Genomic DNA, 12,920 nt, shown 5'->3' on the forward strand with positions numbered 1-12,920 from the left:
AGTTTAATGATAAACACAATACTAAGTTACCTAATAAATCAATGTTTACGAAATACAATCGCTATTAATTAGCTTACGAGCTGATATCTATTATTTCTTCGGGTGTTGAAATCTTTTGTGTAAGCAATTGACTTTGATAATCAAGTAAATCTTTCTTAATCAAAAAATAGCCTCTGGAAAGCACATAAACATAATTATTAATAGCCTTGAAAAACAGGCTTATCTCCTCATCAATGTATTTGTTGTTACTAAAATAAACCCAATCTTCTTTTAAATACAATTCAAAACTTTCTTTAATTTCAGTTGTTAGCTCACTTTGATACAAGTCATTAACAAGCATATCACTTATTACTTTTTTGATTTCTACTTCAAAAGGATACATTGTTTTTACCTTCGATTTGATTTGTTCAATTGGCGTCACCACCGACATAAAACCAGACTCTTGTACCAAATTATTATAATACTCGAATTTTTTATCATATTCTTTATCAAAATCAAAAAAGGCTTTGTATTTAGCAATCAATTGATAATCTTTGAAATCTTTTGAAGCAATTTTTTTGAAATATAAAAAGATAGCAATATCATTTTGGGTAATATTTTCTTTTAAACGTTCTATATTTTCTTGAATCTCTGGAATTAATTCATGAGCTTCTTTAGCCTTAAATTTATGCCCATCGTAATCAAATGTTTTTATAGCAATGTTTTTTTCTGCTATTGAATGAATGGTTGTTTTATCATTTTCTAATGCTATAAAATCATAAACCATATCAATTTTTTCTTTACTAAATAAGGACTCAAATTCAGGTGTATCTTGTTGCTCTACAAGAGTATTTATATCAAAATAGTTAGGGATTTTATTATCATAATAGCCATTATAAAGCTTATCAAAAGTATTTTTTACAAATTTACTTTGGTACTCTTCTTTAAAATCATCAATCAACAAAATTTCAAAACTTTCAATTTCTTCGATGTTCGAAAACAATTTAGATGTTTGCCATTCTTCTGTTTGTTCTATATTCTTAAAAATTGCATTCGCTAATACGTTGTTTGTAGGTTCTCTATGAATATTTAATTGCTGTAACTTAGCATTTCTATCTTCAACAGAAGGATGCGAAGCCCATTGATTTTCAATATTAAGTTTTGATTTATTAAACTTATTAATATCTAATAAAGTAACAACTGGTAAACTGTTTTTGAATTCCAACTGACTGTCTTCTGCTAAAAAATTCAAAACAAACCATTGTTCTTTATATATGTTCTTGCTTTTAATTCTTTGTGGTATTTTTTCACCGTAAAAATTAAGCACAGTATTATAAGAACTGTCCACTAAATCCATTCGCAACAATGATTCTTGTAATGGAGCAATACCAGCAATATTAACGGCTACTTCATCAGCGTGAAACTCCATTTCTCTTGAAAGAGCAAGGTAATTAATATTAATTACTTCATACATTTTCTTTAAAACCCACTGAATTCCTTCAATAATTTTGACAGAAATCATCAGAAAAATGGAAAAATACCCACTTATATTACCCCACTTTTGAATCATTTTATCAAAAGAATCATTTTCATACAACATATTGAAAATTACTTGATTCACATAATAAACATAACTACCTACTTTCATGCTTTTTTGAGAAAAGTGCCCAAACTCATGCGCTAAAATTGCTTTCAATTCTTGTAAACTTATACTGTTAACCAATCCTAAACCTATTTGTAGGTTTTTCTTAACCGGAAAAAACAAACTCCAAAAACTGGAATCATAAAATACACTCGCATTTACTTCAGCTGATAGATATATTCTCTTTGGGAAATCAGTTCCAGCTTCGTTTACAATTTCTCTAATAAAAGCAAATAATTTAGGTTCTTCTTCCTCGGTAATCTCGGTTAAGTGACTTCTATCAATTTTGTGTTTTTTGAATAAAAATTTGAACAAGAAAGCTAAAATAAAAAAACCTAAACTAGCCAAACCTACACCTAACATTAAGGTTAAAAATGAAGGACGGACAGTAATTACATAAAAGCCTGCAATGGCACATAAAGCAGTAAATCCTACTGCCAAAGTCAACAGAATGATGTAAACAAACATGAATAAAGCAATAGACAAAATTGCTCGTAACGTTCTTTTTTTGAAATTGGCTGATACTTCAATATTCATAATACTTGGTTCTTTAAGATTAAAAGCGAAACTGGTTCGTTAAAGTTCTGCTTTTATAAATTAGGTTAATAGCTTAAAATCAAATGTAGGATAATTATGCCAAACCTAAAACAAGAGTTATCAACAACTGCAAAAAGTTATTTACTATTTTTTTGTTCTCTTGCATCTTGTACCTTTTTGCACTTATATAAGAAAGAAATTTTATCATAATATTAGGAACTTGGAGTATATAAAATCTGTAATTTGCACAATGAACGAGCGTTTTTAGCGTTCCAATAACCTATTCATTCGATTATTATTTATACAAAATATGAACAAAATAAAAATACTTTGGGTTGACGATGAGATTGATTATCTAAAACCTCATATTCTTTTTTTAGAGAAAAAAAATTATGAAGTCACGACCTGCAATAATGGTCTTGACGCTATTGAAATATTTGAAAATGAGAACTTTGATATTGTTTTCTTAGACGAGAACATGCCTGGAATGAGCGGCTTGGAAACCCTTTCGGAAATGAAAGAAAAAAAGAGCGCCATCCCTATGATTATGATTACCAAAAGTGAGGAAGAATACATCATGGAAGAAGCCATTGGAGCCAAAATTGCCGATTATTTGATTAAACCGGTCAATCCCAATCAGATTTTGCTGAGTTTGAAAAAGAATCTGGACAATTCGAAACTGATTTCTCAAAAAACCACTTTGGATTACCAAAAGGAATTTAGAAAAATTTCGATGGAAATGGGAATGGTGAATAGTTATGAAGATTGGATTGAATTGTACAAAAAACTATTGTTCTGGGAATTGCAGCTGGAAGATATCAATGATCAAGGAATGATTGAAATTCTAGAATCGCAAAAAGTAGAAGCCAATTCGCAATTTGGAAAATTCATCGAACGCAATTACGAAGATTGGTTTGAACCCAAAGCTGATAAACCGATTCAATCGCACACTCTATTCAAAGAATTAGTACTTCCTGAATTAAAGAAAAAAGACAAGCCTGTACTTTTTGTAGTGATTGACAATTTGCGTTACGACCAATGGAAAGTCTTTGAAAACGTAGTGGCCGATTATTACAAATTAGAAAAAGAAGTACCCTACTATTCTATTTTACCTACAGCAACCCAATATGCCAGAAATGCTATTTTCTCTGGATTATTGCCAGCTGATATGGAAAAAAAACACCCTGATTTATGGAAAAATGATCCTGATGAAGGAGGGAAAAATTTATACGAAGCCGAATTCCTTTCAGCACAATTGAAACGTTTAGGATTAAATATCAAAGAAGATTATTTCAAGATTACCAATTTGGCTTCAGGAAAAAAACTATTGGATAATTTCAAAGCTTTAAAAGACAATGATTTAGTTACCATAGTGTATAATTTTGTCGATATGCTTTCGCATGCCAAAACAGAAATGGATGTGGTAAAAGAACTCGCCGCCGATGACAAAGCGTATCGTTCCTTGACCTTAAGCTGGTTCAAGAATTCCCCTCTTTTAGAAATTATTCAACAAGCACAAAAACTAGGTTTCAAATTAATTTTAACCACTGATCACGGAACTATCAATGTTAAAAATCCATCTAAAGTAGTGGGTGATAAAAATACGAGCTTAAATTTACGATACAAAACGGGACGTAGTCTTACTTACGAAAGTAAAGACGTTTATGCGGTAAAAGATCCTAAAAAAATTGGCTTACCTGCCATAAATATGAGCAGTTCTTTTATTTTTGCAAAAAATGATTTGTTCTTGGCTTATGTCAACAACTACAATCATTATGTGAGTTATTATAAAAACACTTATCAACATGGTGGAATTTCTCTCGAAGAGATGATTGTACCTTGTTTGATATTTAATCCTAAGTAGTAACTAGAAATTAGTGAATAGTGATTAGTATGTTTTACATTAACTCACTTCAACAACTAATTACTAATAACTATTCACTAATTACTGAATTATGGAAATCAAATTTTCATTAGAAGAAATAAACAATGTTGCCGAATTGATTGTAGCAGCTAAACCCAACAAAGTCATCCTTTTTAGTGGCGAAATGGGTGCCGGAAAAACTACTTTTATCAAGCAATTATGTAAAACGCTAGGCGTAACAGACGCCACCAGTAGCCCCACTTTTTCTTTAGTAAACGAATACGAAGCAGCAAACAATCAATTGATCTATCATTTTGATTTTTATCGTTTAAAAAATGAAACGGAAGCTTTAGATATGGGCGTAGATGATTATTTGTATTCTGGAAATTGGTGTTTTATTGAATGGGCCGAAAACATTGCTAGCCTTGTTCCCAAAACACATTCTACCATTACTATTGAAGTATTGCCAGATGGGAAACGTCTTTTGAAATTAAAATAACACATTTTTATAAATCATTAGATATTGATTATCAGTAATTTAAATATATTTATTTAAAACTTTTTCCGAAATTACTTCTTAATAAAAAAAGCCAAAAACAGTAAAAAAGCAGTTTTATGTTAATAAATAAATTCATTTGTGTTTTTATCAGAATATAAAGCTTATATTTTTAATCTTTTTGTGTAATTTTACTTTTTAATTGTACCAAAACCGATGTCAATATCAATAACTCCATTTACAAAACAACAGTTATTACCTCAAGAAGAGAAGCTGGAAGTAGCTAGAAAAAAAGGCGAACTATTTATTGGTATTCCTAAAGAAACTAGCTATCAAGAACGCCGCATTTGTTTAACACCAGATGCTGTGAGTTCATTAGTATGTCATGGTCATCGGGTAATGATTGAATCTGGTGCTGGAGAAAATGCAAGTTATTCGGACAGAGAATATGCTGAAGCAGGTGCTGAAGTAACCAAGGACACTCAAAAAGTATTTGGTTGTCCAATGATTTTAAAAGTAGAACCACCTACCGTTTCCGAAATTAAAATGATGAACAACCAAACTATTTTACTTTCGGCGATACAATTAAAAACCAAAAAAAAAGAATATTTCGAAGCCTTAACGAAGAAAAAAATTACAGCCTTAGCTTTTGAATACCTCAAAGATGTAGACGATACCTATCCGGTTGTAAAATCCTTAAGCGAAATTGCAGGAACAGCTTCTATATTAATTGCTGCCGAATTAATGATAGCCAATACACATGGCAAAGGACTTCTTTTTGGGAACATTACTGGTGTTCCTCCAACAGAAGTGGTTATTTTAGGTGCAGGAACAGCGGGTGAATTTGCCGCAAAAACAGCCATTGGTTTAGGTGCCAACGTAAAAGTGTTTGATAATTCAATCACCAAATTAAGACGACTGCAAAACAGCCTGAGTCAACGCATTTTTACTTCAACCATCCAGCCTAAAGCTTTAATGAAAGCACTAAGACGTTGTGATGTAGCCATTGGTGCTATGCGTGGCATAGAACGCTGTCCTATTGTTGTTACCGAAACTATGGTAGAACACATGAAAAAAGGGGCTGTAATTGTTGATGTTAGTATTGATACCGGAGGTTGCTTTGAAACTTCGGAAGTGACTACGCACGAAAAACCAACCTTTATAAAAAACAATATTCTACACTATTGCGTACCCAATATTCCTTCCCGCTATTCTAAGACAGCCTCGCTTTCTATTAGCAACATTATCACTCCCTATTTATTAAAAATTGCTGAAGACGGTGGTCTGGAAAGCGCCATTCGTTGCGACAAAGGTTTGAAAAACGGAATCTATACTTACCACGGAATTCTTACCAATAGAGCCATTGGCGACTGGTTTGATTTACCCAACAACGACATCAATTTAATTGTGTTTTAAGTAAACTTTCAATTACCTTTGCAAAAAAAATAATTCATGAAATTTGTACAACGTTTTGCCTACTATTTAGTAGGTTTAGTAATAGGTTGCTTTTTTGTAGCCCTAGTTTTTAGTGGAAAAGATACTCGCTGTAACTATTTTCCAAATGCCAGAGTACTGAATGATATTAGAAACAAACCTTTTGAATATTCTGAAAAAGCTTCACAGGTTTTAGCCGAATCTTGGATTGACACTACCGATATAAAAAACTCATTAGAATTTGGCGATGTAGATTTCGATAAAAGTGATACCGAATTTGGAAAAAAAACAAAGCTGTATGTTATTGAAGGAAAAACAGCTAAAAATATCGAAATTATCTTGACAGTAAAGAACGAAGAAAACAAAGCTACCCTAGAAAATATTATCAAGAAGTAATTTTTATAATTTTACCATACAAGCTATTTAAGTTTCATCAAAGAAATTTAAATGGCTTTTTTGTTTATAAAAGCCATTCAATTTCTGGTTGATTATTGGCTTTTAAATAAGCATTCGCCTGAGAAAAATGTTTGTTTCCAAACCATTTTCCTTGATTTGCACTCATGGGAGACGGATGTCCAGATGCTAAAACCAAATGCTTATTTCTATCTATTTTGCTTCCTTTTTTTTGTGCAAAAGCGCCCCAAAGTAAAAAAACGACATGTTCTTTTTCATCCGATATTTTTTGGATAACGGCATCGGTAAATAAATTCCATTTTAGGTGTTTGTGGCTGTTAGGACTATCTTTTCTAACGGTCAATGAAGCGTTTAACATCAATACACCTTGCTTAGCCCAATATTCTAAATTACCAGATGTTGGCATAAAAACAGCATCCAAATCATCATTGATTTCTCGGTAAATATTGCGCAATGAAGGCGGAATTTTAACAGCATCATTTACTGAAAAACACAAACCATTAGCCTCTCCTTCTCCGTGATAAGGATCTTGCCCAATAATTACCAATTTCAAATTGGAAAAATCACAAAAATTAAAAGCAGAAAAAATCAAATCTTTAGGAGGATAACAAATCGATTCTTGATATTCTTTCTCAACAGCTTGCAACAAATCATTAAAATAAGGCTTTTGTAGTTCTTCAGAAAGAATAGATTGCCATTCAGAATTTAAGGATATTTGCATGTTTTTTTTATTTGTACTACAAAGATACACACAGTAAACACAAATACAAATCAAGATATTTTTACAATTAACCAAAATCTTTGTGAATCTCTGTGAAAACTTTAAAAATCTTCGTGACAGAATCTTTTCTATTGTCTATTTTTGCATAAAAAGAAGTAATACAGAATGATATCCATCACCGAAAAAACATTACAAGATCTTCAATTTCCAACCATTCTCGAAACCATTTCCGAGATATGTAATACCGAAATTGGAAAAGAAAAAGCCTTAAAAATCACTCCTTTTAGAGATCAAGAAAGCTTGATGCAAGCTTTGCTACAAACCTCTGAATACGTTTCTTCTTTTCAAAATAATAATGCAATTCCTAATCATGGCTTTGATGCGATAACTCATGAAATTAAATTTCTAGCTATTGAAGATAGTTTTCTAGAAGTAGGGAGTTTTAGAAAAATTGCAACACTTTCAGCTACAGTAAATTTCATGCTGAATTTCTTAAAAAAATTCGACGATTATTATCCTAACATCAATGCTAGAGCTTCACGTGTGGAGCTGACAAAAGAAATTGTCTCACTAATTGACGTTGTGGTGGACAAATACGGCGAAATCAAAGACAATGCCTCTCCTGCTTTATCGGATATTCGTAGAAATATGAATTTGGTTCGCGGTAAGGTTAATCAAAGTTTCGGAATTGCTTTATCACAGTATAATGGTTTAGGTTATTTGGATGATATTAAGGAAAGTTTTGTCCAAAATCGTCGTGTTTTAGCAGTTTTATCTATGTACAGACGAAAAGTAAGAGGAACTATTTTGGGAAGTTCTAAAACTGGAAGTATTGCCTATATCGAGCCCGAAATGACGCTGAAATATTCTCGTGAACTGAGCAATTTAGAATACGAGGAAAAAGAAGAAATTACCCGTATTTTAAAACAATTATCAAATGCCATTCGTCCTTTTTTACCTCTATTAAAAGAATATCAGGAGTTTTTAAGTGATATAGATGTCATTGCTGCCAAAGCGAAATATGCCGAAAGAGTTAACGGAATTTTACCTGCCATAACTGAAGAACGTCGTTTGTATTTTAGAGATGCCTACCATCCAATTTTGTATTTAACTAATAAACAAAAAAAGGAAATTACATATCCCCAAACTATCGAACTACAACAGGAAAACCGAATTATTGTTATCTCAGGACCTAACGCAGGAGGAAAAACTATTTCGTTAAAAACAGTCGGTTTACTCCAATTGATGTTGCAATCGGGAATGTTGATTCCGGTTCACGAACGTTCGGAAACTTTTTTATTCGACCGAATATTAACAGATATTGGAGACAATCAATCTATTGAAAATCATCTAAGCACCTACAGTTACCGATTAAAAAACATGAACTATTTCTTGAAGAAATGCAATCGCAAAACCATGTTTTTAATTGACGAATTTGGTACAGGTTCTGATCCCGAATTAGGAGGTGCCTTAGCAGAAATTTTCTTAGAAGAATTCTATCACCGTGAAGCTTTTGGAATCATCACCACACATTATGCAAACTTAAAAATATTGGCTAACGAATTGCCATTTGCAACCAATGCCAACATGATGTTTGACGAAAAATCATTAGAACCGATGTACAAACTAGCTTTAGGACAAGCCGGAAGCTCCTTTACCTTTGAAGTGGCTCAGAAAAACGGAATTCCGTTTGGCTTAATCAATCGTGCCAAAAAGAAAATTGAAGTAGGCAAAGTACGTTTTGACAAAACTATTGCCACCCTACAAAAAGAACGTTCTAAACTGGAAAAAACTTCTCAGAACCTGAAAGAAGAAGAAACTAGAGCGCGTGAAGAAGGAAAAAAAATGGAAACTATTAATACTAAAATAAAACAAAAACTAGAAAGCTATCAGGAATTGTATGATAGCAATCAAAAAGCAATTTATATTGGCCAAAAAATAGATGATTTAGCAGAGCGATATTTCAACAATAAAAATAAAAAAGAACTCATTGGAGAATTTTTGAAGATTGTTGAAATTGAAAATTCGAAGCGTAAAAAAGCCACACCAAAAGAAACAAAGGCAATTGTAGCTAAGAAAAAAGAAATCATTGAGGAAGTAAAAGTTCAGGTTGAGGAAATAAGAAAGGAAAAGAAAGAAAAGAAACTGAAACCTGTGGTTGAAAAACCAAAACCGATTTTGAAAGTTGGCGACCGCGTACGAATGTTGGACGGAAAAGCCGTGGGAAGTATTGATAAAATTGAAAAAAATAAGGCTGTTGTAAATTATGGTTTATTTACTTCTAAAGTGAGCTTGGATGAATTGGATTTAGTGGAAGCGGTGAAAAAATAGTGTTCAATAAGTTCATTGTTAGGCACGAAGCAATCATGTTTTATTATTTAACTAAGATTTTTCTTTATATTTACGGTTCTAATTAGCCTAAAAATGAAAAATATTACACCAATATTACTAATTGTTTTCTTTGTAAATGTTTTTGCAATTCATGCGCAAAATCAAGATTCAACAAACAGTGATCGTTTAAAAAATCAGTAACACAGGAATTATATATTTTTTTAAATGAAAAATCTGAAAATCCATTATTATTAATCCTAATGACATAAAAGAAATTGATGTTCTAAAAGACAAAGCTGCTAAAGATTTATATGGAGAAAATGGTAGAAACGGAGTGATACTTTTAACATTGAAAGATCAAAACATTAATACTCTTGAAAAATTTAAAACTTTTTATGGTCTACATAATACAAATTCAAAAGAGCAAAAAATATCAGGTATCGTTTATAATGAGAATAAAAAAGCAATTCCAAATGTTTTTATTTCCAATTTGAACAGAAAAGAATCTTTTAAAGCTGACTCGAATGGATATTATTCATTAATTGCTCGCGAAAATGATATTTTGGTATTCTATTTAAGTGGATTTAAATCTAAGATTTTAAAAGCAAAAGAAACAAATATGGATATTATTTTAGAATCTAAACCCATATCAGAAATTTACATAAGATAATTTTAACTTAAGAAAACTGGAATATCAATCTTCATGAGATTACTTCGTTTCTCACAATAACCACAAAATGCAAAACCTACCCAAAAACAAAAAAATAATTCTCTTTGATGGCGTATGCAATCTTTGTAATTCGGCGGTACAATTTATAATTGAAAGGGACAAAAAGGATATTTTTCGATTTGTGGCTTTACAGTCAGATTTGGCAAAGGAAATTTGTAATTACATTGGGGTAAACCCAAATATAACCGATAGCATCATCTTATACGAACCAGGAAAAGCCTATTATTACAAATCGGAAGCCGCATTAAAAATAGCTTCTGAATTAGGCGGCTTCTATGGATTTCTGGTAGCTTTGAATGTTTTTCCAAAAAAAATAAACGATCGTGTTTACGATTATATTGCTAAAAACCGATACAAATGGTATGGCAAAAAAGAACATTGCATGATTCCAACTCCCGAATTGAACGCTAAATTTTTAGGATAATTAAGCTTGTTTTCTTCTCTTACGTTCTTTTTTCAACATCTTCAATTCTCGACTTGTTTGCCCAGTTACAGCGGTGTTTTCCTGAGCGCGACGGATCAAATAAGGCATTACTTCTTTTACTGGTCCAAAAGGTAGATATTTAGCAATATTATAACCGTTAGCAGCTAAATTAAAACTCATTGTATCACTCATACCGTATAATTGACCAAACCAAATACTAACATCTGCTGGAGCAATGTTTTTTTGTTGCATTAATTCCATTAAATAGTAAGTACTTTCTTCATTGTGCGTTCCTGCAAAAAGGGAGAAAACAACTAAATCATCTGTAATATAACGCAGAGCAGAATTATAATTTTCGTCTGTTTTTTGCTTGTTAGCGCAAATGGGAGATGGATAATTATTTTCCTCAGCTCGCTCATTTTCTTTTTCCATATAAGCGCCACGAACTAATTTTATACCTATAAAAAAACCTTCATTTTTAGCTTTTTGATGTATTTCAATTAAATAATCCATTCGATCCCATCGATACATTTGTAAAGTATTAAATACAATGGGGTTTTTCTTATTGTATTTGCGCATCATATCCAGAATTAAATCGTCGGCAGCAGTTTGCATCCAACTCTCTTCGGCATCAATCAAAACAGAAACATTTTTTTGATAAGCTTCTTTACAAACCCTATCAAAACGAGCCACTACTCTATCCCATTCCTCTTGTTCGGAATTGCTTAATTTTTCCTGCTTTCCTACTTTTTCATACAAATCAATTCGACCAAAACTTGTGGGTTTAAAAACAGAAAAAGGAATTTCCAGACGTTCTTTGTCAAACTCAATGATTTTAAGTACTTTTTGAAGTGCATTATCAAACTCTTGCTCATTAATTTTTCCTTCAACCGCATAATCCAAAACTGAAGAAACACCTTTAGTATATAACAAATCCACAACCTTCAGGCAATCTTCTTCATTAATTCCACCACAAAACTGATTAAAAATCGTTTTTTGAATTAATTTTTCAACAGGAAGATTCATTTTCAATGCCAGGCTAATCAACTTAGTTCCTATTTTTACCAAAGGTTTTAATGCCATCATCTTAAAAAGAAAATAAGAAGCATACAACTGCTTATTACTTTTTAAAGCAAAAGCATTTTGGGTGTTATCGAATATCTTTTTCATTTTTTTCGCTATTTAAAACAAATATAGCCAGAGTTATGAATAATAATTACTAGAAATTACCTTATTTTGCATTTCAAATTAATTAATGACGATGCAAACAATTCAAGCCAATAACTACCCAATCTATTTTAACGAAAAAGGATACGAAGCTTTAAATCTTCATCTAACTCAGAACAAATATTCTAACATCTTTATAATTGTAGATAGTAATACCAATGAATTTTGTTTACCAAAATTATTGCCTTATATAGAGACAGAATTAAACGTAGAAATTATAGAATTTGAAGCCGGTGAAGAAAATAAAAACATTGAAACCTGCGTTGAAATATGGAAAGTACTTACTGAACTTGGCGGAGACAGAAAAACATTGGTACTTAATTTAGGTGGTGGTGTTGTTACTGACCTTGGTGGTTTTGTAGCTTCCACTTTTAAACGCGGAGTTGACTTTATCCATATACCTACTACCTTATTATCTATGGTAGATGCTTCTGTAGGTGGAAAAAACGGTGTGGATTTAGGAAATTTAAAGAACCAAATAGGAGTAATTAATGTCCCAAATATGGTTTTAATTGACACACAATATCTAGAAACGGTGCCTCAAAACGAAATGCGCTCTGGTCTTGCCGAAATGTTGAAACACGGATTAATCTACGACAAAAAATACTGGGAAGAATTTTTAGACATTTCAACTATTGATTTTGATGCTTTAGATCAATTGATTTACAGATCAGTCGAGATTAAAAATGAAATTGTAAAACAAGACCCAACAGAAAAAAACATCCGAAAAGCATTGAATTTTGGTCATACTTTAGGTCATGCTATTGAAGGTTATTTTCTTGAAAACGAGAACAAAACCACTTTGCTACACGGAGAAGCTATTGCTGTAGGTATGATTCTAGAAAGTTTTATTTCGTTACACAAAGGGTTAATTTCTAATGAAGAATATATTCAAATTAAAACGGTATTGAAATCAATATATGAAGACATTGTTTTTGAAGAAGCCGACATTACACCTATTCTTGAGTTGTTAATTCACGACAAAAAGAACGAATACGGAAGCATTCAGTTTGCCTTAATTGAAGGTATTGGAAAGATAAAAATTAACCAAGAAGTTGAGAATGAATTAATTCTCAAGTCCTTTGAAGATTATAAATCTTAACTATTTTTTTTATAAAAAA

The 12,920-nt window shown here is 31.6% G+C and carries 11 protein-coding genes; 8 read left to right on the plus strand and 3 right to left on the minus strand.

Features of this window, described 5'->3' with window-relative positions; genetic code table 11:
• Positions 1 to 73 precede the first annotated feature (73 nt).
• Entirely contained in the window at positions 74 to 2,158 is a 2,085-nt protein-coding gene (locus AC4FRF_RS14195; protein WP_491160335.1) for a M48 family metalloprotease, read from the minus strand.
• Positions 2,159 to 2,468: 310 nt separating this feature from the next.
• On the opposite strand from AC4FRF_RS14195, the gene porX reads away from it, so the two are divergent.
• From porX to AC4FRF_RS14215, 4 genes are all read left to right on the plus strand, one after another.
• A complete protein-coding gene (gene porX, locus AC4FRF_RS14200) occupies positions 2,469 to 4,022 on the plus strand; it encodes a T9SS response regulator signal transducer PorX (protein ID WP_491160337.1) in 1,554 nt (517 codons plus the stop codon).
• 91 nt (positions 4,023 to 4,113) lie between these two features.
• Positions 4,114 to 4,521, plus strand: coding sequence for a tRNA (adenosine(37)-N6)-threonylcarbamoyltransferase complex ATPase subunit type 1 TsaE (gene tsaE, locus AC4FRF_RS14205; RefSeq protein ID WP_491160339.1), 408 nt, complete (start codon positions 4,114 to 4,116; stop codon positions 4,519 to 4,521).
• A gap of 213 nt (positions 4,522 to 4,734) precedes the next feature.
• Positions 4,735 to 5,934: an alanine dehydrogenase gene (locus AC4FRF_RS14210; protein ID WP_491160341.1), complete on the plus strand. Its 1,200-nt coding sequence runs from the start codon at positions 4,735 to 4,737 to the stop codon at positions 5,932 to 5,934.
• Positions 5,935 to 5,970: 36 nt separating this feature from the next.
• Positions 5,971 to 6,348, plus strand: a complete 378-nt coding sequence (locus AC4FRF_RS14215; protein WP_491160343.1) for a DUF4258 domain-containing protein — start codon at positions 5,971 to 5,973, stop codon at positions 6,346 to 6,348.
• 64 nt (positions 6,349 to 6,412) lie between these two features.
• Here the strand turns inward: AC4FRF_RS14215 and ung are convergent, their stop codons facing one another.
• On the minus strand, positions 6,413 to 7,087 hold the full coding sequence (gene ung / locus AC4FRF_RS14220; RefSeq protein ID WP_491160345.1) for a uracil-DNA glycosylase: 675 nt from the start codon (positions 7,085 to 7,087) through the stop codon (positions 6,413 to 6,415).
• Between the two features lie 165 nt (positions 7,088 to 7,252).
• On the opposite strand from ung, the gene AC4FRF_RS14225 reads away from it, so the two are divergent.
• The 3 genes from AC4FRF_RS14225 to AC4FRF_RS14235 all read left to right on the plus strand — a co-directional run bounded on the left by AC4FRF_RS14225 (position 7,253) and on the right by AC4FRF_RS14235 (position 10,572).
• Positions 7,253 to 9,418, plus strand: coding sequence for an endonuclease MutS2 (locus AC4FRF_RS14225; RefSeq protein ID WP_491160347.1), 2,166 nt, complete (start codon positions 7,253 to 7,255; stop codon positions 9,416 to 9,418).
• Between the two features lie 349 nt (positions 9,419 to 9,767).
• Positions 9,768 to 10,088 (plus strand): hypothetical protein, encoded by a 321-nt coding sequence (locus AC4FRF_RS14230; protein WP_491160349.1) that lies wholly within the window; start codon positions 9,768 to 9,770, stop codon positions 10,086 to 10,088.
• Positions 10,089 to 10,155: 67 nt separating this feature from the next.
• Positions 10,156 to 10,572: a thiol-disulfide oxidoreductase DCC family protein gene (locus AC4FRF_RS14235; RefSeq protein ID WP_491160351.1), complete on the plus strand. Its 417-nt coding sequence runs from the start codon at positions 10,156 to 10,158 to the stop codon at positions 10,570 to 10,572.
• On the opposite strand, the gene AC4FRF_RS14240 is transcribed toward AC4FRF_RS14235, so the two are convergent.
• On the minus strand, positions 10,573 to 11,742 hold the full coding sequence (locus AC4FRF_RS14240) for a proline dehydrogenase family protein (RefSeq protein ID WP_491160353.1): 1,170 nt from the start codon (positions 11,740 to 11,742) through the stop codon (positions 10,573 to 10,575).
• Positions 11,743 to 11,833: 91 nt separating this feature from the next.
• Between AC4FRF_RS14240 and aroB the strand changes: the two genes are divergently transcribed.
• Positions 11,834 to 12,901, plus strand: coding sequence for a 3-dehydroquinate synthase (gene aroB / locus AC4FRF_RS14245; protein WP_491160355.1), 1,068 nt, complete (start codon positions 11,834 to 11,836; stop codon positions 12,899 to 12,901).
• Positions 12,902 to 12,920: the final 19 nt, after the last annotated feature.

This window comes from Flavobacterium sp. ST-158, from assembly GCF_058309975.1.

Excerpts from the sequence above, each read along its gene's own strand:
- ung (WP_491160345.1), bottom strand. The coding sequence starts at position 7,087 with ATGCAAATATCCTTAAATTCTGAATGGCAATCTATTCTTTCTGAAGAA.
- AC4FRF_RS14240 (WP_491160353.1), bottom strand. The coding sequence starts at position 11,742 with ATGAAAAAGATATTCGATAACACCCAAAATGCTTTTGCTTTAAAAAGT.
- tsaE (WP_491160339.1), top strand. The coding sequence starts at position 4,114 with ATGGAAATCAAATTTTCATTAGAAGAAATAAACAATGTTGCCGAATTG.
- AC4FRF_RS14210 (WP_491160341.1), top strand. The coding sequence starts at position 4,735 with ATGTCAATATCAATAACTCCATTTACAAAACAACAGTTATTACCTCAA.
- AC4FRF_RS14225 (WP_491160347.1), top strand. The coding sequence starts at position 7,253 with ATGATATCCATCACCGAAAAAACATTACAAGATCTTCAATTTCCAACC.
- AC4FRF_RS14215 (WP_491160343.1), top strand. The coding sequence starts at position 5,971 with ATGAAATTTGTACAACGTTTTGCCTACTATTTAGTAGGTTTAGTAATA.
- AC4FRF_RS14235 (WP_491160351.1), top strand. The coding sequence starts at position 10,156 with ATGCAAAACCTACCCAAAAACAAAAAAATAATTCTCTTTGATGGCGTA.
- AC4FRF_RS14195 (WP_491160335.1), bottom strand. The coding sequence starts at position 2,158 with ATGAATATTGAAGTATCAGCCAATTTCAAAAAAAGAACGTTACGAGCA.
- aroB (WP_491160355.1), top strand. The coding sequence starts at position 11,834 with ATGCAAACAATTCAAGCCAATAACTACCCAATCTATTTTAACGAAAAA.
- porX (WP_491160337.1), top strand. The coding sequence starts at position 2,469 with ATGAACAAAATAAAAATACTTTGGGTTGACGATGAGATTGATTATCTA.